A 26416-nucleotide genomic window follows, 5' to 3' on the forward strand; every position below is an offset into this window, starting at 1 on the left:
TTTTTCTAATAAAAATTTTGTCTATCCTTTTTCCAATAAGTCACTAAAACAGCTCCTATCAATAATCCAGATAGGTGGGCAAAATGAGCGACATTGTCTGTGGGATTGGATACAAATATATTATAAACTGTGTATAGTCCATAGAACAACACAAGGTATTTTGCTCTTATGGGTATTGGTGGGAATAGCAAAAACAACTGCGTATTGGGAAACAGCATCCCAAAAGCGATCAAGACACCGAACAAGGCCCCGGAAGCGCCTACCATTGGGATATCGGCTTGTATATCTCTAACCCCTAACATATTCCTTTTTGCCCTATCCTGCAACTCAGGATTGTCAGCATCACGGCTGTATTCATCTATAAATTCATAAATCCCTGCATTGAAAAGATGGCTATTGCTTGAAACAAAGCGATTGAATTCTTCAGGGTCTGGATTTGCCGTAAACGCTTCAATTTTATCATTCAATTTCCCCATATTATAGGCAGTGTATCCGGAATACAACACACCGGAACCAACACCGCAGACCATCCATAAGATGAGTATTTTTTTAGGGCCAAGGAACTGTTCTAGTAAAGGTCCAAATACAAATAGCCCAAACATATTGCTCAATAAATGCCAAAAATTTGCATGCATAAACATGTAGGTGACAAATTGAAAAGGCATAAAATACCTGCTTTCTATATAATACAAGGCAAAAAGGCCTTTCAATTGGGGAAGAAAAAAGGAAGCTATTACATGCATGCCCACCGTGATCAGTAATAGGTTTTTCACAATGGGAGTAAGGGCTCTAAACATAAGTTCTTATTTTGGTTCAGGAATAAAAAAAGCGATCGATTTTATTTAAATCCAATTTGATAAAGGTTTTGTTCCCTTCAGGACTATAATTTGGATTTTGACAGGCAAACAATTGGCCTGCCAGATTTTCCATTTCCTGGCTTTGGAGCTTGTCACCTCTTTTAATGGAGGTCTTTTTAGCCAAAGACCTGGCGAGGTTCTCTTTCCTATTTAGGGAAAGTTCATTTTTAAAATGTTTGAACTGCTCCAACAATTCTTCAAACAATATTTTTTCACTGGTAATATGTATATCAGCTGGTACACCATTGATAAGAATAGCATGCTGCCCAAACTCTGTCAATTGAAAACCCAAGTCATTAAGCTCTTCTTTAAGGTCCATAACCAAAGAAAAATCCGCAGGACTTAGCCTGATATTTTGTGGAAAGAGACATTGCTGAGAAGCCCCTTTTGACTGATCCAGTTGATTGGCATAACGTTCATACAAGATTCTCTGATGTGTCGCTTGCTGGTCAAAGATAAGCAGACCTGAGGATGTTTGGGTAATGATATAAGCATTATCCACCTGAAAGGTGTTTCCCGTTCCAATGGAAGGCTTGCTAATGTCATTTGTAGGAGACTCTTCCTTGCTATTAACTTTACTTGAGAAAGTTTTGAGCTCTTGCTGACCAGAACTTTCTTTTTCGGGATCAAAATTTATAGCCCGATCTTCATGGTCGTTTTGAAATAGCTGTTCCCAGCCCTTGACATCCTTATTGGCGAGACTCGGCCCTCTATAGGTCCTGTAATTGTTCTCCAAGCCTACCTCTTTTCGTTTTTCAGTATCACGACTCCAGTTATCTGTGAAGTTTACATCCAAGCTGAAATCTATGGTGGGAACCACATGGTGCGCTCCTAAGGCTTGTTTTACAGCAGCCCTTACTACGCCATATATGGTTCTTTCGTCATCAAATTTTATTTCCGTTTTTGTAGGATGCACATTTATATCTATATGCTTGGGGTCAATTTCCAGGAAAAGCACATAAAAGGGATGATGGTCATGCCCAATCAAAGACTCAAAAGCCGTACTGACCGCATGACCCAGGTAATTGCTCTTTATATAGCGGTTATTTACAAAGAAATATTGGTCTCCTCGGGATTTTTTCGCTTGCTCAGGCTTTCCGATATATCCGTGAATATTAATATGGGGAGATTCTTCCTGACAAATGATAAGCTTGTCCCTATATTGTTTGCCGAAAATCCCTACAATCCTTTTACTTAATTTCCCGCCAGCTAGTTTAAAGAGCTCCATGTCGTTTTGATAAAACGAAAACGATACCTCCGGGTAAGCCAAAGCCACCCGCTGAAATTCTTCTACCAAGTGTTTGGTTTCTACGGCATTGGATTTAAGAAAATTCCTCCTGGCGGGGACATTGCAAAACAAATTCTTAACAGAAACAGACGTTCCTCTCTGGTATACAATAGGTTCTTGTTTTTTGACCGTCGAACTTTCTATATGAATAAGGGTTCCCAATTCATCTTCGTCTCGTTTGGTCTTTAACTCCACCTGTGATACCGCCGCAATAGAGGCCATCGCCTCTCCCCTAAACCCGTGAGTCCTGATATTAAAAAGATCATCGGACTTTCTGATTTTGGAGGTTGCATGTCTTTCAAAACACATCCGGGCATCTGTAATCGACATGCCCAGGCCATCATCTATTACCTGAATAAGTGATTTTCCACCATCTTTAATCACTACCTGAATGGATTCAGCATGTGCATCAATGGCATTTTCCAAAAGCTCTTTCAAGGCTGAAGCCGGTCTTTGCACTACTTCACCAGCCGCTATTTGGTTGGCGATGGCATCCGGCAACAGATGAATCAAATCATTCATTTTTCTTTCGCGGTTTTAGCCTAAAGAAGGCAAATAATAACCCTCCGGCAACAGCCAAATAAAGGATATAATACACAACCACTGGGCCAAGGTAAATGTAAGAACCAAAGCCTCCGACCAGTAATACCACTATTATCATCCGGATCAATCCGGTTCTCTCCATGATCTTGGTAGGTTGTTTTTTGATTGGGCTTCCACTGGTGAATGCGCCTCGGATACTTGAATGGTTTCCCGAAATCCTTTTCTCCAGCAGTGCTTCCTCTTCAGGGGTAAGCACGCCACTCCTCTCCAAATCCCTCTTGATCATTTCCGTCCTGCCTTTTATCTCTTCCTTTACCGGATCGTAATGCCTTGGGTTGATATTAAACCTACTTGGCCGATTTATTCTAAATATGGATGGGAAATTCATTTTGTCTGATTTTTAATTGCTATATCATTGTCAAATTCAACAAGCAGGTCCTTTGGTTTTCTTCGATAACACCATAAAGACAACAAAACCAACTGAAACCTTAACTATCTAACTAATGTTTTATATAAAATTACTCCTATTCATCACTTTTACATAGGTAGAAGTAGGGAATTTATGTAAGTTTGAATCAAACACTGTGTGATTAACACAAAGTTATTCTTAAATTATTACCAATAAAATTTTAACACCCCCATGTGGCAAAAAGTTTACGCAATGTTTTTCTGTTGCCTTCTTTTGATAGGATTGGTATCAGGTCACGACGTCTCTGAACCAAGAGACCCATTGATTAGTGAAAATTCAGCAGCACAGCACCATTGGGTAGACAGTGTTTTTAATAGCCTCACCTTTGAAGAACGGCTGGGACAGCTTTTTATGGTGGCAGCCTATTCAAATAAAGGACAAGCGCATGTCAACAATATTTCAAAACTGATTCAGGATGAAAACCTTGGTGGAATCATATTTTTCCAGGGTGGACCGGTCAGACAAGCACACCTTACCAACCATTATCAATCCATCTCCAAAACCCCTCTCTTCATAGCTATGGACGCAGAATGGGGCATCGGCATGCGATTGGATAGTGTGCTGAATTTCCCAAAACAAATGACCTTGGGCGCAGCAAAAAATGATGCCTTAGTCTACCAAATGGGAAAAGAGATTGCCCGTCAATTTAAAGAAATTGGGATGCATATCAATTTCGCTCCTGTTGTGGATGTAAACTCTAATCCAGAGAACCCAGTGATAGGTTACCGCTCCTTTGGAGAGAAAAAGCAATTGGTGAGCAATAAATCCCTTGCTTATATGCGTGGAATGCAGGACAATGGTATCCTGGCAAACGCCAAACATTTCCCTGGACATGGCGACACCGATTCAGATTCGCATTATACCACCCCTGTCATCAATAATAGCAAAGCGAGAATTGTGGATGTGGATTTGTATCCCTACCGAGAACTGATTAATGAGGGGTTGATGAGCATCATGGTTGCCCACCTGCACATCCCGAGTTTAGGAAGTGAACCCAACCTCCCCACCACATTGTCACCAAAGGTGGTCACTCAATTGCTAAAAGAAGAAATGAACTTTAAGGGGCTTATTTTTACCGATGCCCTCAATATGAAAGGTGTCAGCAGCCTTTATAAACCTGGAGAAGTAGAGCTCATGGCTTTACTCGCTGGCAATGATGTCTTATTGTACGCAGAAGATGTCCCCAAGTCCAAGACGCTGATTTTGCAAGCTGTGGAAGAAGGAAGGATCAGCCAGGAAGAAATTGACCAAAGGGTTAGAAAAATTCTGAATGCAAAATATTGGGCAGGATTACATAAAAAGCAACAAGTGGACACACACAAACTTGTTGAACGCCTTTCCAATTTTGGCACCAAAGCGCTGATTGAACAAATGTACGCCTCATCTCTGACGGTGGTAACGAATGAAAACCAATTGATCCCAGTAAAACACCTGGAATTGGAGAAAATGGCATCCCTCACACTTGGTAGAAAAGGGGAAACCTTTAAAGACTTTCTCGGTAAATATGCCGAATTTGAACATTTCACCCTAAGACCAAACAGCAACCAGAACAATTTCCAGGCAATGGAAAAAAACCTGGAAGAATTCAGCACCATCGTTGTGGGAGTAATGGGAATGACCAATAATTCTAGACGGAATTTTGGATTAAAAAATGAGGAAATAGCTTTTATCAAGCGATTACAAGAAAATCACAAAGTGATAACTGTCGTTTTTGGAAATGCTTATTCTGCAAGTAAGTTTAAGGATCAGGAAAACCTGATTATCGCTTACGAAGAAAATGATTTCACAGAAAGCCTTGCTCCACAAGTCATTTTCGGTGGAAGAGAAGGCACCGGAAAACTCCCCATTAGCCTACAACAAGCCTGGGCAGAAGGCCATGGTATCGAGACCGAAACTTTACATAGGCTGGCCTATTCTACTCCAGAAGCGCAAGGTATGGACAGTAGAGAGTTAATGAAAATTGACGGCCTGATGGAGAAGGCAATTGCGCACAAAGCAACGCCGGGTGGATCTATCCTTATTGCAAAAAATGGGGCTGTGATTTTTGAAAAGACGTATGGCCATTATGACTATACCCATCAACAGGCTGTAACCGATAAAACATTATATGACCTTGCTTCCCTTACCAAAGTAATGGCAACCACCCAGGCCATTATGTTTTTGAATAGCAGGGGCATGATTGCTCTTGATGATCAACTGAAGCAATACCTGCCGGAATTGGAAGGGACCAACAAAGGAGACATTACGATTCGCAACATACTGACACATGAAGCGGGACTGATCCCATACATACCTCACTTTAACAACACCCTTGAAGGAACAAACTGGAAGCCTGAGTATTACAGTCACCAAAAGAACGAAAACTATTCCCTAGAAATAGCCGATGGAATTTATGGAAATAAGTCACTTCCAGACAGCGTTTGGAAATGGACCGTCGCTTCTAACTTGAGATACAGTGGCACTAAGAGCAGCAAATACAGTTACAAGTACTCAGATGTTGGCATGTATTTGCTGCATCGATTGGTTGAAACATTGGTAAACCAACCTATGAATGAATTTTTGGAGCAGCAATTTTATGCACCTTTGGGAATGTATCGATTTGGATACCTCCCTTTGCAAAGATTCAGTCAGGATCAAATTGCTCCTACTGAAGATGATCATATATTCAGGAAAACCATCGTTCAGGGATATGTCCATGACCCAGGTGCTGCACTTTACGGAGGAGTAGCTGGCCACGCAGGTCTATTTGGTAATGCCAATGATTTAGCAAAATTAATGCAGATGATGTTGCAAAACGGGAAATATGGTACAGAAGAGTTGATCGATAAAGCCACAATAGAAAAATTCACAAGCAAGCAATCTTTTCAGAGCAGAAGAGGCTTAGGCTGGGACAAGCCAGACCCAAAAAAAGACAGAGGCCCTACTGGTAATCTTACCTCTATGTCAACATTTGGCCACACTGGGTTTACAGGAACTGCAGCCTGGGCCGACCCCGAACAACAGTTAATTTATATTTTTCTTTCCAATCGGGTACACCCAAATGCAGGAAACAACCAACTTTTACGAGACAATGTTCGTTCTGACATTCAAGACATCATGTACAGAGCAATAAAAAATAGATTTCTTTTAGCTGATAAGTGAACAAAAATCTACTTAAGTGGTGTTTAAGTTTCTGATATTAAAATCTCATCTAATAAATTTAAAATGAAAATCGGGATAGTATGTTACCCCACCTTTGGTGGTAGTGGTGTAGTTGCTACTGAATTAGGCAAGGCCCTTGCCGCTAAAGGTCATCAAATTCATTTTATAACCTATAGTCAACCCACACGACTGGATTTTTTCAGTGAAAATTTATATTACCACGAAGTAGACATTAAAAGTTATCCGCTTTTTGAGCACGCTCCTTATGAACTAGCATTGGCTAGCAAGATGGTAAACGTGGTCAAATATGAAGACCTGGATCTTTTACATGTCCATTACGCAATACCTCATGCTTCTGCTGCCTATATGGCCAAACAGATATTGAAAAAACAGGGGATAGTCATTCCGGTAGTAACTACGCTCCACGGAACGGACATTACCCTGGTAGGGAAAGATCCTAGTTATGAACCTGTGGTAACCTTCAGTATCAATGAATCTGATGGTGTAACGGCTGTTTCTGAAGATCTGAAAAAAGCGACCTTAATGCATTTTGATGTAGACAACCATATTGAAGTAATCCCGAATTTTATAGACCTTAATCGGTTCAAAAGACAGAAAAAGGATCACTTTAAAAAAGCCATCTGCCCAAATGATGAAAAGTTGATGGTCCACACCTCTAACTTCAGGAAGGTAAAACGTGTGCAAGATGTAATAAAGGTTTTTTATGAGGTTAGAAAAACCATTCCTTCAAAACTACTGCTAGTAGGTGACGGTCCTGAAAGAGATAAAATGGAACGGCTTTGTAGGGAATTAGGAACCTGCGAAGATGTTCGGTTTCTCGGGAAACTTGAGGCCGTCGAAGAGGTATTGTCTGTCGCGGATCTATTCCTTATGCCTTCTGAGAAGGAGAGCTTTGGCTTAGCGGCTCTTGAAGCCATGGCTTGTGAAGTACCACTACTGACTAGTAATGTAGGGGGAATCCCTGAGTTAAATATCGAAGGAGAAACTGGTTTTTTATGTGAAATTGGCGACATCGCCACCATGACAGAAAAAGCTAAATTTATCCTTGCAGATGAAAACTTAGCAAATTTCAAGAAAAACGCCTTGGCCCGCGCAAAATTATTTGATGTTACTGCCATACTGCCTCTTTATGAAGCATTTTATCAAAAAACAATAGAAAAGGTTTACTCAGCCTTAAAAGATTGATGAAAAACAGTTTTTATTTTATTGATAAAATGAAACTACTTACCATAGTAGTTACGTTAAAAAAGCAAATACATTAATTCCGCCTTACTTTTTCGTAAATTAGGCACTATAATTGATTAAAATGTTGGATAAAACCACAACCCTGTAATGAAGAAAATTGGAAGATTGGATCGGCCCGACAATAGTGGATCAGCCCAACTGTTCACAAACCCAGTTTTGGAGCGAATGAGCAGAACGCATATAAGTATACCAATCGCCTTGTTTTTAGGTGTAGGGCTTTATTCGTTTTATATGGGAATTTCGACCACGACTATACCTTTCTTGGAAGCAATATCTTTGTTTTTTGGAGGATATATTGTTTTCACTTTAGTAGAATACCTTCTTCATAGGTATCTATATCATATGATTCCTGATACAAAATTTAAGGATAAACTTCAATACAATGTCCATGGTGTACACCATGATTATCCTAGAGATAAAGACAGGTTGGCAATGCCTCCGTTTATTTCTGGGCTTTATGCAGTAATCCTATATTTCCTATTCAACTTTTTATTGGGAGATCTTTCTTGGTACTTTCTACCTGGATTCCTAGTAGGCTATTCTTCATATCTTGGTGTGCATTATATCGTTCATGCTTTCCAACCGCCCAAAAACTTTTTCAAAGTCTTATGGGTAAATCATGCGATTCACCATTATAAAGATCCTGATGTTGCATTTGGAGTTAGCACAACTTTATGGGATCATGTGTTTGGCACTTTCCCTAAAAAATAATGGGCCAAAATTAATTTTGGCCTCCTCTAACTTTTCGAAATTCAAATAGCGTTAAATATCAATGTCAGGTTTTTCGATTTAGTTGACTTTTTTAGTCAATTAGAAGGAACAATTGAAAAGATGAAATTTGGTTCTTGTGAAGAGGTGGCCCTTGCTGAAATTAAGAACGCTCTTTAAATTTAAATCCACTCAAAACCAATCCAATGGACTTGGTCCATTTTCCTGGCAAATTTGACCCAGGCTTGGTAAGGAGCAATTAAAGCTGTTTGCTGGCCTATAGTACTATAAATTCTTGAAAGAGAATTGTTCCTAATCCAAATGATTTCAAATCGATTTGTAGTTTTGATAATAGCTCTTAATAGATTTTGTTATTTAAATAGTAAAAGGATCAAATGACCATAAGCATTATAGGACTGGGATGGTTGGGAATTCCACTTGCTGAAGCCTTTCAACAAATAGGCGTAAATGTAAAAGGAACGACTACCAGCCTTGGAAAAAAGCACTCTTTGGAGCAACAAGGTATTGTTTGTGAAGTGCTCAATTTAACGCCTGAGTTATCCGGTCCAGCACCTAAGAACATTTTTGATACCGATATTTTATTTATCAACATCCCTCCTTCTACCCGGACAAAGCCTTCAGGACACCATCCAAGGCAAATAGAAATCATCAAGGCTTTGGCCATGGAGCATGGCATTAAGAAGATCATATACATCAGTGCCACATCCGTTTATCCTACAAATAATCAAGTAGCTAAAGAATCAGACACTCTAGATTTAAACAATACTGGTAACCAGGCCCTATTTAATGCTGAGCAAATTTTACAGAAGGACAAAACATACGATTTAACCATTGTACGTTTTGGTGGCTTATTAGGAGATGATCGGATTCCTGGGAAATATTTCTCTGGTAAAGAGAACGTTTCTGGCGATGTTCCAGTGAATTATATACATCGGCAGGATGCCGTAAAATCGATCCTTTGGCTTGTTGAACACAACCTATGGAATGAAACCTATAATATTGTTTCACCTGAGCATCCTATCAAAAGGGAAGTCTTTGAAAAAAACGCTGCTGATGTAGGTTTTCCTCCACCAGCAACTTACGCAACTGAAGGCTCACAAACCTGGAAAGAAATTTCGTCGGAGAAATGGTGTAAAACCAATTTTCAATTTATTCATGACAACCCGCTCAGCTTCACCTATTCTGAGTCAAAACCTTGAGCTCATTGAATCAAAACCCGGTTTTTTATACCGAAATTTCTCAATATCAGTCCATCCTGAAAATTGATCCTATAAAAAAGAAAAAACTTTTCTCAATTCGCCTGAAATATGGCATAGCAATTCCAAAGCAACTTTTAAAAAACCCTATGGTTACGAATTTAATTTTTTCTTTAAAAAAATGGCGTACTATTATATGGTCGCTAAATTTAATTAGTGCTGATAATCAGCCATATTCGTTAATCCGAATAAGCGGTTTTTATTAAATAACTTATTAACCTAATTTTGCTGCGCAATATATAAATAACCTCATGGATAAATACTCTTATATTTCCAATGCCCATGTAGCTTACATTGATGAGTTATATGAGGACTATAAAAAAGACCCCGAAGCGATAGACAGCAGTTGGAAGGCTTTTTTTGATGGATTCGATTTTGCCATAAACAAATTTGGCGAGGAAGAAAGCAGAGGAGCTGCCACAAGTGCACCCCAGCCATTGAATGGTAACCTGGCAACAAAGGGCACCATCATGAACATGGAACACTTGCCTAAGGAAATTAAGGTGAGGGCATTAATCCATGCCTATAGGACCAGAGGTCACCTCAGGTCCACGACCAATCCGGTAAGAGAAAGAAGAGATCGACATGCCTTATTGGACTTGAACGATTTTGGCTTAGAGAAATCGGACTTGGACACCGTATTTCAAGCAGGAAATGAAATTGGAGTAGGCGATGCCAAATTATCCAAAATAATTGATTCCCTTAAGATCATATACGAAGGCTCCATGGGCTTTGAGTACATGTACATAAGAGATCCTGAAATGCTGGATTGGTTTAGAATCATGGTTGAAAAAGAATCACTTGAATTCAACCCACCATTAGAGGACAAAAAAAATATTCTATTCAAATTAAATGAAGCAGTAGTTTTTGAAAACTTTTTACATACCAAATACATTGGGCAAAAAAGGTTTTCATTAGAAGGCGGAGAAAGCACCATCCCTTTCCTGGATGCACTGATCAATAAAGCATCAGACCTGGGCGTTGAAGAGATGATGATCGGAATGGCGCACAGAGGTAGGTTAAATGTTTTGGCCAACGTTATGGGCAAGACTTACGAACAGATTTTCTCTGAATTTGAAGGCACTGCCACGCCAGACCTTACCATGGGAGATGGTGATGTAAAATACCATATGGGTTTCTCTTCTGAAGTACCTACAAGGAATGGTAAACTAATGATTTTAAAATTAGCTCCCAATCCTTCCCACCTAGAGGCGGTAAATCCTGTAGTAGAAGGTTTTGTTAGGGCTAAAATAGACGACCACTATAAAGGAGATGAGGACAAGGTAATCCCAGTTCTTATTCATGGAGATGCTGCTGTTGCCGGACAGGGAATAGTATACGAAGTCACTCAGATGGCCAATCTAAAAGGCTACAATACCGGAGGAACCATCCATTTTGTAATCAATAATCAGGTAGGTTTTACCACAGATTTTGACGATGCCAGAAGCTCCATCTATTGTACTGATGTGGCTAAGATAATTGATGCGCCTGTCATTCACGTGAATGGAGACGATCCGGAAGCGGTAGTATTTGCAGCCAAAATCGCTGTCGAATTCCGTCAAAAGTTCAATCAGGACATATTCATAGACATGGTATGCTACAGAAGGCATGGCCACAATGAGTCTGATGAGCCTAAGTTTACCCAACCGGAACTGTACAATATCATCTCTAAACATCCCAACCCACGAGAAATTTACAATAAAACGCTTCTCGACAGAGGTCAGGTAGATGCCAAGCTTGCCAAGCAAATGGACAAAGAATTCCGTCAATTGCTACAAGACAGGCTTGCGATGGTAAAAGTGAAGCCTCTTCCTTACACTATTTCACCTTTCGAAATGGCCTGGAAAGCATTGGATTATTCCAAACCTGAAGATTTTGAAAAATCTCCAGCCACCGCAATAACTACTGAAGCCATTGAAAAAGTGGCAGAAGCTTTGACCATACTTCCAAAAGGATTTAAACCGATCAAGCAAATTGAAGCGCAGCTTAAGCAGAGGAAAGATATGTTCTTCCAAAGCAAATCACTCAACTGGGCTGCTGCAGAGCTTTTGGCTTATGGTTCTTTATTACTTGACGGTAAAACGGTAAGAATGACTGGTCAGGATTGTGAGCGTGGGACTTTTTCTCACCGACATGCAGTCGTTCATGATGCGAATACCAACAAGCCTTATGACTCCTTAAAAGAATTAAAGGACAGTAAAGGTAAATTCTATATCTACAATTCCCTTTTATCCGAGTATGCGGTATTGGGCTTTGAATATGGTTATTCAATGGCCAACCCAAATGCGCTAAATATTTGGGAGGCTCAATTTGGAGACTTTGCAAATGGAGCACAAACCATGATTGACCAATTCATCACCTCAGGTGAATCGAAATGGCAAAAGATGAATGGTTTGGTGATGCTTTTACCTCATGGCTACGAAGGTCAGGGACCAGAGCACTCCAATGCAAGACCAGAAAGATTTCTTCAGTTGGCTGCTGAATACAATATTATTGTAGCCAATATCACTGAACCATCAAATTTCTTTCACCTATTGAGACGTCAGTTGACATGGAATTTCAGAAAGCCGTGCATCGTAATGTCACCAAAATCATTGCTTCGTCACCCAAAGGTTATGTCACCTTTAAGTGAATTCACAAGTGGTAATTTTAGAGAGATTTTGTTAGATGAGACCACAAACCCTAAAAGGTAAACAGAGTGGTTCTTTGCTCCGGTAAAATCTATTATGAACTCATCGAAATGAGAGAAAAGGAGAAAGTTGAAGACGTTGCCATCATCCGTGTGGAACAACTTCACCCGCTACCTAAAAATCAAATTCTTAAAGCAATTAAGGCTTATAAAAAAGATATCGAGACAGTTTGGCTTCAAGAAGAGCCTGAGAATATGGGCTATTGGGCATTTATAGTGAGGAATCTCTATAAGGATTTGGCCATGGATGTCATTGCAAGAAAACCAAGTGCTTCGCCAGCAACAGGATACCATAAGGTACATTTGGCAGAACAAAAGCAAATTTTGGAAAAAGCTTTGAAAATAAATCCTTAATTTCCCATTTCTTTTATCATTTATACATTAAATTTTGAAATTGTCGCCCGGAAGTCTTTTAAAACCCGGGAAAAATCAAATAACCGATGAGTATAGTAATCAAAGTCCCTGCAGTAGGAGAATCCATCACCGAAGTAACCATAGGTCAATGGTTTAAAAAAGATGGTGAATTTGTAGAAATGGATGAAGTCATTTGTGAACTGGAATCCGACAAAGCTACTTTTGAGCTTACGGCAGAATCGTCAGGAGTGCTTTATACCAAGGCTGATGAGGGAGACACGCTCGAAATTGGAGCAGTCATTTGTGAAATAGACACTGAGGGAAAAGAGCAAGAAGCTTCTCAAGCCACAGCCGTAGTTGCTGCGGAGGAACAAACGAGTACAGCAAGTAGCCCTGCACCTTCTAAAAGTACCGGTGAAGTTAAGGAAATGCATGTCCCTGCAGTAGGTGAATCCATTACTGAGGTCACTTTGGCTTCCTGGATCAAATCCGATGGAGATTATGTGGAATTGGATGAAATAATTGCGGAAGTAGATTCTGACAAAGCAACTTTTGAATTGCCTGCTGAAGCTTCTGGAATCTTAAGGCAAGTTGCCGGTGAAGGGGATACGTTGGAGATCGGTGGCTTAATTTGCAAAATAGAAGTAACAGATGGCGCCCCTGAGGCATCAAATGGGGCTACTGGAAATGCCGCAAGCACCGCCACTGAAGATAAAAAACAACTGGCAATGAAACATATGCCACAGGCCATGCCTCACCAGCTGCAAGTAAAATATTGTCAGAAAAAGGTGTTGACCCAGCAACTGTAAAAGGTTCAGGGAAAGATGGAAGGATTACCAAGGAAGATGCTGAAAAAGCAGAGAAAGCAAAACCAGCAGCTCCAGCAGCGGCTAAAAGTGCTTCTAAACCTGCCGCTACAGATGTGAAAGACACTGCGGTAAAAGGAGAACGTGGGGAACGAAGAGAGAAAATGACCTCTTTAAGAAAAACCATCTCCAGAAGATTGGTCTCTGTAAAGAATGAAACAGCCATGCTGACCACTTTCAATGAGGTCAACATGAAGCCAATAATGGATATCAGAAAACAATACAAAGACAAGTTTAAAGCCAGATACGAAGTCAACCTTGGCTTTATGTCTTTCTTTACTAAAGCAGCTTGTATTGCATTGGAAGAATGGCCGGCAGTGAATGCTCAAATTGACGGAAACGAAATCATTTATCATGATTATTGTGACATTTCTATTGCTGTTTCTTCTCCAAAAGGATTGGTAGTTCCTGTAATCAGAAATGCCGAAAACTTGTCCTTCTCTGGTGTGGAGAAAGAGGTTGTTCGTCTCGCTGTTAAAGCCCGTGATGGCAAATTATCCATAGACGAGATGACTGGAGGAACATTTACCTTAACCAATGGTGGTATATTCGGTTCCATGATGTCTACCCCTATTATCAATGCACCTCAAGCAGCAATTCTGGGAATGCACAACATCGTAGACAGACCAATGGCCGTGAATGGAGAGGTTAAGATTCTTCCAATGATGTACCTGGCTCTGTCTTATGACCACAGAATCATTGACGGTAGAGAGTCAGTTAGCTTTCTTGTTCGCTTGAAAGAGCTTCTTGAAGATCCAGCTAGATTAATGCTAGGTATTTAAAACTTAATTGAAATATTTCCTGCCTTAAAATAAAAAGGCGAGGTTCTAAAAGATGATATATAATGTATGACCTAATCGTAATCGGATCTGGACCAGGAGGCTACGTAGCTGCAATTAGAGCTGCTCAACTGGGCATGAAAACCGCTATAATAGAAAAATACCCAACACTAGGAGGTACTTGCCTAAATGTTGGCTGTATACCTTCCAAAGCACTTCTGGATTCTTCAGAACATTACCACAATGCTGCCCATACTTTTAAAAATCATGGTATAGACCTTAGTGCATTGAAAGTCAATTTCAAGCAGATGGTTACCAGAAAGCGTGAAGTAGTCCATCAAAATGTGGAAGGTATTCAATACCTGATGAAAAAAAACAAAATCGATGTTCATCAAGGAGTCGGTTCATTCAAAGATAAAACCACGATAATCGTCACTAAGGATGATGGCAAAACGGAGGAATTAAAAGCAAAGAATACAATCATTGCTACAGGTTCCAAACCTACAAGCTTACCCTTCATCACCTTGGACAAAGAGCGCGTAATCACCTCCACTGAGGCCCTTGAGCTAAAGGAAATCCCTAAGCATCTGGTAATCATCGGTGGAGGAGTCATTGGCTTGGAGTTAGGTTCAGTGTATGCAAGACTAGGAGCAAAAGTATCCGTAGTTGAATACATGGATGGACTTATCCCTACCATGGATAAAACCATGGGCAAAGAACTTCAAAAATCGCTTAAAAAACTTGGCTTCGAAATTTACCTTAAGCATAAAGTAACTGCTGTAGAAAGAAAAGGGAAAGAAGTCACTGTATCCGCAGAGAACAGCAAAAAGGAAACCGTTAAAATCAAAGGAGATTATGTCTTGGTTTCCATTGGCAGAAAACCTTATACCGACGGATTAAATGCAGCTGCAGCCGGCGTTAAAATCAACGAAAAAGGTCAGGTGGAAGTAGATGAACACCTAAAGACTTCTGCTGATAATATCTATGCTATAGGAGATGTTATTAAAGGTGCTATGTTGGCACATAAGGCTGAAGAAGAAGGCGTATTTGTAGCTGAAACTTTAGCTGGACAGAAACCGCATGTGAATTACTTGCTGATACCGGGTGTGGTTTACACCTGGCCAGAAGTGGCTAGTGTTGGTTATACTGAAGAACAACTCAAAGAAAAAGGTAAGAAATTTAAAACTGGTAAATTTCCATTTATGGCTTCCGGCAGGGCCCGTGCCAGTGGAGATGTAGATGGATTGGTGAAAGTTTTGGCTGATGCGGAAACGGATGAGATCCTTGGGGTACATATGATCGGCCCTCGTACGGCTGACATGATTGCTGAGGCGGTTGTAGCCATGGAATACCGTGCGTCTGCAGAAGACATCGCCAGGATGTCACATGCCCACCCTACCTATACGGAGGCATTTAAAGAGGCTTGTTTGGCAGCAACTGCCAATAGAGCCTTACATACATAAAAACCACAAACACGCTTACACAAGCCCTTTGATTGACGTCAAAGGGCTTTTTTTATTGTTACTGATAAGTGAAAGTATTCAAAACACTAAAATCAGTCCTAAAAGTGGCATTTACCTAACACCTATTTATGCAAAAGGGACTATAAGTACTGGTATTTTTGATTTTTTAATGATCTCGCCAGACACACTTCCTACAAATGCATTGTAAAAGAACCCATGCTGGTGATGTCCTGCCATAATTAGGTCAACATTCAACTTTTTAGATTCTTCTATTATCATTTCAATCGTTGCGCCTTGTACTAGCAACCCTTCTGAAACCACTCCTTTTTCCTTAAGGGCTGTACTGTATTTTTGCAGTTTTCGGTGTTCTTGCCGAAGGTCTTCTGCCCTACTGTCTCTTATGTATTGAGGTCCCACATCGTAACCTACAAAATCAGGATCTGGAGCGGCGATGTGCATTAGCCATAATTTAGAACCGAATGCTTCTGCCATTTGAACTGCTTTATCAATTAATAGTTCTTCACTATGATCAAAATCGATTGTAACTAAGATATTTTTCATTTCAATTTATTTTAATAGTCCATAACGGTTTGGCAATGCTTCACACCCTCGGCAGCTAGATATTAACCCGTGGATATAACTCAATAACAAGTCCATACAACTATAGGCAAAATACATAAAAATAACGATTTGCTCAATAGTCACCCCTATTCTGATAGAAATAGATAAAGAAAAGAATGAAGTACCAAAGAAAGACTAAATGAAAAATCAAAAACCATACCCCATTACCAAATTTATTAATGGAGAGAGTTCTAATAACGACAATTGGGTTACAATGAACCGAAACAATGTTTCGACTTACTGTAACCCAATTGTTAGGTACATTTATTAATTTTATTGTCTCTATTTAAATATACTTCAAGAAGCAATTATAGAACCAACTCCAATTGACTCAAATGCCCATCTATTATTGCAACTTCTTCCTTTGTCAAACTTGCATCAGTAGATTTAGCATTTTGAATGGCTTGTTCCGCATTCCTTGCTCCAACCAAAGTAATTGAAATGCCAGGTTGTTCAAGTGTCCATAAAATGACCAGCTGTGCCAAGGTGATGCTTTTTTCATCGGCAATAGGTTTGATTTTGTCAAGAAAGTCGTTGGTACGTTTAAGGTTTTCATCTTTATAAAATGCCCTTGTCGCGCGCTGATCCCCTTCACCAAATTTATACCCTGGTTTCATCTTCCCAGTTAACAACCCTCTTTCGAGTGGGCTGTAAGCCAGGATTCCTTTCCCATTTTCAAGGCTATAAGGAACAATTTCTTCTTCGATATCACGCAAAACCATACTGTAAGGAACCTGATTGGATGCCAGGTTAATGTATTTCTCTGCTGCCGCCATTTGCTTTGCATCGTAATTGCATACACCTGCATAACGAACTTTCCCTTGCTTGATCAGCTCGTCAACCGCTTCCATCGTTTCATCAATTGGCGTGGTAACGTCAGGCCAATGAAGTTGGTAAAGGTCAATATAGTCCGTTCCCAAGCGTTTCAAGCTATCTTCACACTCTTGTATGATGCTTTCCTTCCCGGCATATTTATAAATGCCTATGTCTTTCCCATTCCCATCTTTGCTATTAAAAACCAATGTGCCTTTTGCCAGGTCCCAACGCATGCCAAACTTGGTAAGAATTTGTACTTTATCCCTTGGGAGGTCTTTTATCGCATGGCCAACAATGTCTTCACTCAAGCCCTGCCCATAAATTGGCGCAGTATCAATGGAGGTTACACCCAAATCATAAGAAGCCTGGATAGCCTCAACAGCTGTATTCTGTTCCGTGCCTCCCCATAACCAACCACCTATGGCAAAAGAACCAAATGTGACAGTTGAAAGTTTAAGATCGGTGTTACCTAGTTTTCTGTATTTCATAAAAATGAATATATGTTAGTTATTAATGATTAATGCCTGTCAAAAGCACTCCAGCCTACTTACAAATGAATGCTGGCTTTAAAGTTAATTTGGGTGGTATCCTGGGCTTACCTCTATAAAAAATCATCAGCTTCAAAATAAACAACTTTGGAACTGTAAACATTCCTTACCATTCAATTAATTCTGGCTTTAATGAAAAAGTAACCTTAACCGGCTAACAATGAATAGGAATTTGTATGCCTCATCCCAAAAAAAATACACCAATACGCTATTCCAAGCCAGTTAACCGAAAAGCTCACTACCGATAAGACTTGATCATTCAACCCTAATTATAGCACAATCCAATAAAAAAATCAGGCTATTTGAAGACTGAATCATAGCTCCGCTAGGGCAAAGTCTAAAATAGCCTGATTATAAAGTGAGTTGATCACTTCAGCCTAGGTTCAATGCCTATTTCAGGTAAATCAAGCCAAGAACAAACCCTTAAATGTCCCTAGCCAAGGAAAAGAAACCTGCGCTACCCTTAAGACTAAGAAATGGCTTATTCCCCGGAAAGTCTAACGCTTATTTTTGTTGCCATACCTTCAACTGTCCAGGCCGGAATTCGAATCTCCAGGCGTTTAAGATTGTCTTTTTTTGTGTCTAGATAGAAGGGAGGAGGATTGAGGGAAATAACAGAAATGCTATAGCCTGGGTGTGATAGGTTTTCTAATTTTAAGCTTTTTCCATCTTGGGTTAAAATTGCACCACCATCAACAATCTCCACATCTGCTTGTGTCATTAATTGCCAGGTGATCAATTCTGTATCCTCCGACAATACAATGTCGTCCTCTATCAAGAGCGACCTTGGGCTGCTTTTCACAAACCTTCGGGTGGCACTTTCCAATTGCCCTTCAAAAATTGGAGACATGTCAAGGGTGACTTCCGGGAATGCTCCGTCCTTGAAATCTACAATGCTTGCTTTCCCATCTACAATGTGAAGTTGGTTATTCACTGAAAGGGTGCTGTGTCCGAAATTATTTTTATTGATTAGTTTCCATCGCTCACAATCCTGACACCTATCCCAGAGGTTAAAACCTGTCCTCTCAATCACTCCATAATGCTTATTTTTCCCCAGGTCCATACTCCATCGAACACCATCCAATTCAAAAACAAATGAACCGGCATCCATATTTCCGTGACTAATATTGCCACGTCCTCCTTTTCCTCCAAAATAAAACTTATTGGGATCATTTTCTCCTCCTGTGAAAAATGCGACAGGATTTGCTCCATTGCCGGCCCATGCAGAAGGCACAGTCGTCTCACTTTCCTCTTCATACTGGGACATCCACACCAATGCAGGCCCCATCAATCTTGACAATTCCCCCATTTCCTCATAGGGCCTCATGAATTTTTCCTTTTCAAAAAAGGTTTTGTTTCCTGTTTTAGAGGCAAACCAAGCCAGGGTAATGTCACCATTTTCCCCGCTATTGTCTCCACAATCTCCAAAATTATAAAACAGTCCCATCGGACTGTCAGACAGGACCCTAAACAAGGCACTCTCTTTAAATCCAGGATATTCAAGTATTCCAAAATCAGTACCAAAGGCACTTTCGAATATGGAAGCCGTTACCACTGAAAAAGAAGTCCCATACCGCCAATAGGTAGCACCTTCAGGATAGACTCCATCAGGTCCATATTCATCCAAGGCATTTGCCATACCGTCAATGGCTCTATAGATGGTCTTGGCCGCCAGTTCAGGCGCTTCCTCAGCTACTACAATCGCTGCCGCTACCATTCCACCATTACATACCTGATTCCAATTGTTATGTCCATAAGCCCACTTAGGGTCTTCCCCATTTTCCGGCCAACTTGGATTAATGCCTTTTTCAATCAAGGCTTTTTTAGCCAGCTTCACGGTCGATGCTGGCAAGTCCTTCCCTACCCAATCCACGGCCAGAGCAATTCCAAGAGACATTTCTCCTACATCAAGAAAATGCTTGGGGTTCCAGGTCGGGAAATTACAGGCGGCAATAACCTCCTCATTTATCCGAGCAAGCATACGAGGATCCTTTTCTATTCGGTAAACCATCGCCAGCATGCTGATTCTATGCAACAAGTCCCTGGAAATATCTAGCTGGTTGTTCTGTGACCTTTCTTCGAGCGGAATATCCAGGTTAATAATCGGCAGCTCAAAAATTGCTTCCGCATTTTGTTTCATGCCTTTATAGACATTCTGCACAATCGGATCAGTTTTTAGTTTTTGCTTTAGTTTCTTCTCAATATCCTTGTTCAGGACCAACCGAGGTGATGTTTTACTCAGATTATTCTTAAGAAAACTTGCCGTAATGGGGTTTTGCAATTTTGAATACAAATGCTGTGCATTTAGATTCGAACCACAAACCAATAACATAACAATGGAGATCATCCATGCTACATTTGTTTTATTGAATACAGTCATCATGGGTTTATTTTGGGTTATTATTGACTATTTTATTGGTTAAAGTAATCGTCAAAAAACAGCAAATGGTATTTAATTGAGTTGGTCCAATAGCCCCAACTGTGGCCTCCCGGACGTTCTGTATAGTCATGAGGAATATTTCGTTCCATCAATTTTTCATGCAATCGTTTATTGGCATCGTAAAAGAAATCGTCTACACCACAATCAAATATGAGTTTTAAACCGTCTCCTTTGAGTTTATACACCAGGTTAATAACCGTATTGTTTTCCCAATTTTCTTTGTACTCAGAGTAATCCCCCAAGCGTTTGCTTAAATCCCAGTTTTTAGGAAATGGGCGAATGTCCACTCCTCCACTCATGCTTCCTGCAGCTCCCCAGATATCCTGATGTCTAAAGGCCAGATAAAAAGCGCCATGCCCTCCCATGCTTAAACCTGTAATGGCCCTACCAGATTTTTCCGCAGTGGTATTATAGGTTTTGTCGATGGTTTCGGTTAATTCTTTAGAAAGATAGGTTTCGTACCTCATTTTTTCATCCACAGGACTGTCAAAATACCAACTGGTGGTATTCCCATCAGGGCAAACAATTATCATATTGTATTGGTCTGCATATTCTTGTATAGCAGGCACTTTGGATATCCAATCCGTATGATTTCCACCTGCACCATGAAGCAAATACAAGACAGGGTAACTCTCCTTTTGAGTAGCGTAACTGTCTGGTAGGATGACAATGTTTGCAATAGATTTATTCATGGATTCACTTTCCACAAAGACAGTGTCTACCTGAGAAGCTTTTAATAAAAAAACATTACAGCATACAAAAAGTAGGATTAATTTTAATTTCATGGTTTTCATTTTTATTCTTTATATAAGCGTAGGGTCTGATTGTTTACCCAGTAAAACTACTTTTAAAAGTAATAATAAAAAACAAAGGAACAGTCGCTTCTTATCAAAACCTAACCACTTAAGTAAAGGACACTTCCACTTTAAACAGGCAATAAAACGTCTATTATAGCAAGAAGAATCTAAAATCCGCGAGTTTCCGCTGCTCACGAATTCGCAAAACAGCGCGGTGATAGCATCTACCAACAGTATTATCAATTGAACAACCCAAACACTTTCCGATTGGGATCAGTAAATTCCAATTTAACCTAACGGTTAAATAATTGTACGTTTTTACCAACCCAGACTACTTTTTCTCTACTAAATATGCTGTTAACGCTTTCAAATAAAGGCTATTAAAACAACTGCTAGAGAAAGGGTTCTGGCTGGTGATTAAATTCCTGTCATTTATAGCGAAATTTGCTTTAGGTAAACCACTTCTGTATTTCAATCCCAGTTTCCTTAAATGCCTGGCAATTTTTCTATTTTTTGGTCTTCCCTTCATGATGAATTTTTCAATAACAAACTCTTCCAAAGGCGATACAGCATTGACCTCAAATCCAATGTAGGGGTTTTCTGCCACAGGAATTGTTAGAAGAAGGCTGGGTGCGTGACAAATAAGCCCGGTTGGTTTATTCTCATTTGCAAATTGTTTTAACAACACTGGAATGCTAGTATTTTCTATTAAATCTACCATTAAACCCTGGCCACCCGGTACAATCAAACCTATGTAATTGTCATGATTTTCGATTGCTTTATCAAGCGTAATAGGATTATTAAAAGCACTGTCTTCCTTTACAAATTTTAAGGCCTGGGCCTTAATTTCTAAATTGCCTTTCCAATATTTATCGTTAATGCTTTCTTCATCGATGCTTGCCACAATTCCATTTGGTGTGGCAAAGTCCACAGTATATCCATTTGCTACAATAGCTTTATAGGCCAGGTAAAATTCATTTAAAAAGACACCGGTTTGTCGCAGTTTTTGGCCTTCATTGAGGGCTAAAGTATCTGCTGCACTCATAACAAAAAGTACTTTTTTGTTTTGTGCAAAAAGGGAAAGGTTAGTCATCATTGCCAATGTGAGTATTGAAATTACGTTTTTCATTAAAGATTATTTAGCAGCGATAATTTCAATCTCTATTTGACAATGAGGTGCGGTTGCCAATAAGGGCAATGGAATAATTGAGCTGGCCGGAAAGTTTTCTGCTTTCCATTCTTTAGCCGCAATATCTATAAGTATTTGCTTTTTCTCGAGGGTAAAATCCACAATGTAGACCGTTTGTTTCACCACATCGTTAATTGACAATTGTACTGCCTCCAAAGCAGTTTTAATATTCGCAACTGTCTGCCGCACTTGTGCTTCAAATTCAAGAGAGACCAATTTACCATTTGTGTCTGAAGCCCATTGCCCTGAAAAGTAAAAGAGGGTTTTTCCTTCCGGGATTTTTGCAATGTGTGAAAACCCGTTTTGAATAGGGTCAAATAATTCTTTTGGATTGATGAATGTGTTCTTTTTATGATTCATGTTTTTAGTGTATTAAATGAATCACAAAGAAAATAGCTCTTGCCTGCCTAAACATTTACATAGGTAAAGAAAAGGATTCTTTACTATTTTGCTTTCTAATTCGGCTCAGCTGGGTTGGGCTTATGCCAAGGTAGGAGGCAATATGGTATTGAGGGATCAATTGTTCCAGTTGCGGATACTCTTTTTGAAATATGGCATAGCGTTTTTTGGCTTCTAACAATACAATTTCTACTTCACGCTTTTCCTTGTCAACAAAATAATGCTCTGCAATTTTTCTCAAAAGCCGCTCCAAATCCTGGTGTTTGTCTAATAGATCGGTTATTTTCTTATAGTCACAAATTAGTAATTGACAATCTGTCAAAGCTTGCTGATTGATTTTATTGGGCTGTTCGGTGACCATAGAGGAATAGCCGCCAACCAGATTATTTGTTGTAAAAAAGTGTTTGTTGTATTCTACCCCTTCCTTATTTCGATAAAAAGCCCTTATTACACCTTGTTTAAGAAATCCACATTTTTTAGAAACCTCACCTTCTTTAATAAAATATTCACCTTTTTTTAATGAATATTCAGTAAAAAAATTTGCTACAATCTTCCAGGTACGCTCTTCCAATGGAGAGATAGAATTGAAATGATGCTGTAGCTCTTTCATTTTGTTTTTTCGTATGTTCACAAGGCTATAAAGGCCTTGACTTAGATGAGCACTGAATTTGGAAGCCAATAGCTCTAGCTTACCTTCCCAGTAAATATTGCGCTTGTTCTTATTAATGGTTGATAGCCAAGCCCTCCCGGTACAAAAAACACAAAAGAAAAAGCCTATAATAGTATACCTTATACCAGGCACCCTTTCACTAATTCATTGTAGCATTCCCTGAATTTAACCGCACCCTTCGACAGGCTCAGGGTACGGTTAAATCAGTTCAGGCTGTTCCAGCCACCCGCATGTTTGGTTTTTTAGGCTGCCGTAATTATCTTTTTGATACGGTCCAGTTCATCTTTTTTACTGATCCTTTCTTCCTCAATATCGTAATCGTCCTGAAGTCCCATCCAGAATTTGGCGGAATTGTCAAAGTACTTAGAAAGTCTTAGCGCAGTATCCGCAGTTATCCTTCTTCTTCCTTTAATTATTTCAGAAATTCTAGTCTGAGGAAGAAAAGTCTCTTTTGAAAGTCTGTAGGCAGAGATTTCAAGAGGTTTAAGAAACTCTTCTAAAAGAATCTCTCCTGGATGTATGTTCTTTAAATCATTCATATTAATTAAATTAATGATAATCGATTATTTCAACTTGAAAGGCATTTCCACCCTCCCAACTGAAAATGATTCTCCATTGCTTATTAATTCTAATGCTATGATAATCTTTTAAATTTCCTCCAAGTTTTTCTAATCGATTCGATGGAGGAATTCGTAAATCTTGAATGTCCTGAGCGTTATTCAACATTCTCAGTTTTCTTCTCGCAATGTCCTGAATTTCATTTGGAAGTTTCTTAGACCGCTGCCCATTCCAGATTTTTTCAGTTTCCCTGTTGCCAAAAGACTTTATCATGATCACCTTTCACGTTACTAACGTTAAAGGTAACTAAAAAGTTGAATGAATCAAAGCGTTCTGTTTGATTGAAGCCTAAGGGTTTTATTATGGTTATTAGGAGATTAAAAATAGAGAGATTGCCAGATTTGGCGGATAGCATAAATTTGAAGTTAACTACCAAAACCTTTATTAATTATAGCCAGTTTTATCTTTTTTATTTTTCCCCCAAGCAATTACCTTTACTCCTTTTGAGTATTGAATTTTGTTCGGTTCGTTTTTAATTAGTTTGCCAAATCTTGGATAATTAAATTCTAAATTATTCAAGTCAATTTCATTAATTGGCCATTCCAAATGATGAATCTCAAATTCGTTAATTGACTTTTCTGTATCTTGGAAAAGAGCATATCTTTCAGTTAGCCATTTATCCAATTCCGTTTTTTTGGAAATTTCTTTTCCAATCGAAAACTGAATATTTAATTTGTCATTAAATTCCGAGTTATTTGATTCGTATCGAGTTTCAGTCCTTTTAATTTTTGAAAATCTATACGGAAGTTCAGACATTCCTTTTGCAACTTTACAAGATAATTTTTTCCCGCCTTCAATGCTCAAAAAATACACTCCAGTTTTGTTATTATTTGATTTCACATAAGTGCGAATATTAATTTCATCAAAATTAGAAATAGGTGAAAAAGAAGGTAAGTTTTTAGGCCTTATATTTTCCATTGTAAAAGCAACAACCGAAATCCATGGTTTTCCACGATAAAGGTCAATTTCAAGCTCCTTCGGGACAAACTTTTTCAATTCGGATAATTGCACTTGCCAATCAAGGAATATTGCATTATTCCACTCTTGATAAGATAACCAACTCTCAGTCGGTATTTTCCAAGGTCTGTGTTCAGTCGTATTTAATATCTCTCGGATTTTCATTTTCTCAAATTGGCTAAACCACCTGTATATACCTAGGTTAACTCCATGACTTGCATATATACGAACTTTGTACTAAACTAATCTGTAAAATAACATATTGTCAAATTATGGATTTAGGACAAGTAATCAAGGGGACATGGCAGAATTTTATTCAAAATCACCAATGATAGAGTACTATTAATGAAGCAATTAATTGACACCTACCTCATGAATTTCTAGGAACTAAAAACAAAAGGGAAAACCATTCCCATAAAAACCCTAATATCCTGCACAATATAAAAAATTAATGAAAGTGCACCCTTAATTTAACCGCACCCTTCGACAGGCTCAGGGTACGGTTAAATCAGTTCAGGTTATTTGATTCAGTCCTTTGAAGCCTCTTTTTTATTCTTCCACAGCTCAAACTCTTTCTTATTCCCTTCTAAAGTAAGCGGATATAAACCCACAATGGTATGTCCTTCCAATACCCTTTCGGTTACAAAATCTTCGTAAAGGGTCATGTTTATGGCTTCATCGGCTATTTCGTCAGCCAAGTGAGCAGGAATAACAATTACCCCATCATCATCACCCACTACAACATCTCCAGGAAAAACAGCTACGTCACCGCAACCAATAGGGACATTAATGTCCATGGCTTGGTGTAAAGTTAAATTGGTTGGAGCAGAAGGTCTGTGATGGTAGGAAGGCATATCCAACTTAGCGATTTCAACGGAATCCCGAAATCCCCCGTCCGTAACAATCCCTGCAGCGCCCCGAACCATCAAGCGGGAAGCCAATATAGAGCCGGCAGAAGCCGCTCTACTGTCTTTTCGGCTGTCAATAACCAAAACAGATCCACTAGGGCAGGTTTCTACTGCCACTCGCTGAGGATGCTTAGGATCTTGAAATACCGTAATGGGATTGAGGTCTTCTCTGGCAGGAATGTACCGTAGTGTAAAGGCTTCTCCTACCATGGTAGGTTTTCCTTTTTCTAAAGGCGCAACTCCTTGAATGAATTGATTTTTAAGCCCTCTTTTAAACAAGGCAGTGGCAAGTGTGGCAGTACTTACCCTTTGTAATTTTTCACGCGTAGCAGCTAACATTATTTTTGTATTAATTTAATTGTCAAAAACCAATAATTCCGGGTACCGTATCTCCAATGCTTGCTGTTTCCCTCCCTTGCCTTTCACCCACATGAACAATTGTATTATTGCTTTACCTATTGGGTGTTTTTTTTCATTTTTAATTTACAATGGGCGGTAAAAGAGCAGCTGAGACCTATACCCTATTTATAGCTTTAAAAGTAAGGATAAGTAAGTAAACTATCTGCATTCATGCAAGGTTTCAGGAATCCCCTTAGCATTTAGTATTAAACCCGAGCGGTGCACCGTCTGCCAGTCAAAGTAAAACGCTAATTATGGATTTTCTTTCATCTGAACACAGGTTTACTCCCTGGGTTTTCACAAAAACTAAGATTTTAATCAGAATATTGTTTAAATTGCTTCCATAAATCAGAT

At 39.3% G+C, this 26416-nt stretch carries 19 protein-coding genes and 2 pseudogenes; 7 read left to right on the forward strand and 14 right to left on the reverse strand.

Annotation, left to right across the window (positions count from 1 at the left end):
• Positions 1–5: 5 nt before the first annotated feature.
• Genes ADICYQ_RS09710 through ADICYQ_RS09720 form a run of 3 tightly spaced genes read right to left on the reverse strand, consistent with a single transcriptional unit; the run spans position 6 to position 3076 of the window.
• Complete coding sequence (locus ADICYQ_RS09710) at positions 6–797, reverse strand: rhomboid family intramembrane serine protease (protein WP_020888748.1); 792 nt, start codon at positions 795–797, stop codon at positions 6–8.
• Between the two features lie 16 nt (positions 798–813).
• On the reverse strand, positions 814–2667 hold the full coding sequence (mutL, locus tag ADICYQ_RS09715) for a DNA mismatch repair endonuclease MutL (protein ID WP_040415438.1): 1854 nt from the start codon (positions 2665–2667) through the stop codon (positions 814–816).
• Complete coding sequence (locus ADICYQ_RS09720) at positions 2660–3076, reverse strand: hypothetical protein (RefSeq protein WP_020888750.1); 417 nt, start codon at positions 3074–3076, stop codon at positions 2660–2662. The genes mutL and ADICYQ_RS09720 overlap by 8 nt, the downstream gene beginning before the upstream one ends.
• A gap of 273 nt (positions 3077–3349) precedes the next feature.
• On the opposite strand from ADICYQ_RS09720, the gene ADICYQ_RS09725 reads away from it, so the two are divergent.
• The 7 genes and pseudogenes from ADICYQ_RS09725 (at position 3350) to lpdA (ending at position 15700) form a co-directional block, all read left to right on the forward strand.
• On the forward strand, positions 3350–6298 hold the full coding sequence (locus tag ADICYQ_RS09725) for a serine hydrolase domain-containing protein (RefSeq protein WP_235114533.1): 2949 nt from the start codon (positions 3350–3352) through the stop codon (positions 6296–6298).
• A 63-nt stretch (positions 6299–6361) separates the two neighbouring features.
• A complete protein-coding gene (gene bshA, locus ADICYQ_RS09730) occupies positions 6362–7504 on the forward strand; it encodes an N-acetyl-alpha-D-glucosaminyl L-malate synthase BshA (RefSeq protein ID WP_020888752.1) in 1143 nt (380 codons plus the stop codon).
• A gap of 147 nt (positions 7505–7651) precedes the next feature.
• Positions 7652–8275: a sterol desaturase family protein gene (locus ADICYQ_RS09735; protein ID WP_020888753.1), complete on the forward strand. Its 624-nt coding sequence runs from the start codon at positions 7652–7654 to the stop codon at positions 8273–8275.
• A gap of 392 nt (positions 8276–8667) precedes the next feature.
• Positions 8668–9492, forward strand: coding sequence for a Rossmann-fold NAD(P)-binding domain-containing protein (locus tag ADICYQ_RS09740; protein ID WP_020888754.1), 825 nt, complete (start codon positions 8668–8670; stop codon positions 9490–9492).
• A 308-nt stretch (positions 9493–9800) separates the two neighbouring features.
• Positions 9801–12592, forward strand: a pseudogene (locus ADICYQ_RS09750) (2-oxoglutarate dehydrogenase E1 component).
• Between the two features lie 86 nt (positions 12593–12678).
• Positions 12679–14240 (forward strand): annotated as a pseudogene (odhB, locus tag ADICYQ_RS09755) (2-oxoglutarate dehydrogenase complex dihydrolipoyllysine-residue succinyltransferase).
• A gap of 62 nt (positions 14241–14302) precedes the next feature.
• Positions 14303–15700 (forward strand): dihydrolipoyl dehydrogenase, encoded by a 1398-nt coding sequence (gene lpdA, locus ADICYQ_RS09760; RefSeq protein WP_020888759.1) that lies wholly within the window; start codon positions 14303–14305, stop codon positions 15698–15700.
• 126 nt (positions 15701–15826) lie between these two features.
• Here lpdA and ADICYQ_RS09765 read toward each other — a convergent pair whose 3' ends face one another.
• The 11 genes from ADICYQ_RS09765 to ADICYQ_RS09815 all read right to left on the reverse strand — a co-directional run bounded on the left by ADICYQ_RS09765 (position 15827) and on the right by ADICYQ_RS09815 (position 26002).
• Entirely contained in the window at positions 15827–16261 is a 435-nt protein-coding gene (locus tag ADICYQ_RS09765) for a universal stress protein (RefSeq protein WP_040415444.1), read from the reverse strand.
• Between the two features lie 368 nt (positions 16262–16629).
• The gene (locus ADICYQ_RS09770; RefSeq protein WP_020888761.1) at positions 16630–17625 is read right to left on the reverse strand and encodes an aldo/keto reductase; all 996 of its coding nucleotides are present in this window, start codon (positions 17623–17625) and stop codon (positions 16630–16632) included.
• Between the two features lie 541 nt (positions 17626–18166).
• Complete coding sequence (locus tag ADICYQ_RS09775; protein ID WP_235114535.1) at positions 18167–20068, reverse strand: heparinase II/III domain-containing protein; 1902 nt, start codon at positions 20066–20068, stop codon at positions 18167–18169.
• 29 nt (positions 20069–20097) lie between these two features.
• Positions 20098–20910 carry an alpha/beta hydrolase gene (locus ADICYQ_RS09780; RefSeq protein ID WP_020888763.1) on the reverse strand — a complete coding sequence of 271 codons (813 nt, stop codon included), beginning with the start codon at positions 20908–20910 and terminating at the stop codon, positions 20098–20100.
• 343 nt (positions 20911–21253) lie between these two features.
• Positions 21254–22051, reverse strand: a complete 798-nt coding sequence (locus tag ADICYQ_RS09785; RefSeq protein ID WP_081652326.1) for a DJ-1/PfpI family protein — start codon at positions 22049–22051, stop codon at positions 21254–21256.
• 6 nt (positions 22052–22057) lie between these two features.
• Complete coding sequence (locus ADICYQ_RS09790; protein ID WP_020888765.1) at positions 22058–22471, reverse strand: RidA family protein; 414 nt, start codon at positions 22469–22471, stop codon at positions 22058–22060.
• A 55-nt stretch (positions 22472–22526) separates the two neighbouring features.
• Positions 22527–23120 (reverse strand): Crp/Fnr family transcriptional regulator, encoded by a 594-nt coding sequence (locus tag ADICYQ_RS09795; protein ID WP_040415512.1) that lies wholly within the window; start codon positions 23118–23120, stop codon positions 22527–22529.
• Positions 23121–23422: 302 nt separating this feature from the next.
• Complete coding sequence (locus ADICYQ_RS09800) at positions 23423–23719, reverse strand: HigA family addiction module antitoxin (RefSeq protein WP_020888767.1); 297 nt, start codon at positions 23717–23719, stop codon at positions 23423–23425.
• Positions 23720–23729: 10 nt separating this feature from the next.
• Positions 23730–24011, reverse strand: coding sequence for a type II toxin-antitoxin system RelE/ParE family toxin (locus tag ADICYQ_RS09805; RefSeq protein WP_020888768.1), 282 nt, complete (start codon positions 24009–24011; stop codon positions 23730–23732).
• Positions 24012–24182: 171 nt separating this feature from the next.
• A complete protein-coding gene (locus ADICYQ_RS09810) occupies positions 24183–24920 on the reverse strand; it encodes a YqjF family protein (protein WP_020888769.1) in 738 nt (245 codons plus the stop codon).
• A gap of 362 nt (positions 24921–25282) precedes the next feature.
• Positions 25283–26002 carry a ribonuclease activity regulator RraA gene (locus ADICYQ_RS09815; protein ID WP_020888770.1) on the reverse strand — a complete coding sequence of 240 codons (720 nt, stop codon included), beginning with the start codon at positions 26000–26002 and terminating at the stop codon, positions 25283–25285.
• Positions 26003–26416 lie beyond the last annotated feature (414 nt).

The sequence above is a fragment of the Cyclobacterium qasimii M12-11B genome (assembly GCF_000427295.1).
GTDB classification, from domain to species: domain Bacteria; phylum Bacteroidota; class Bacteroidia; order Cytophagales; family Cyclobacteriaceae; genus Cyclobacterium; species Cyclobacterium qasimii.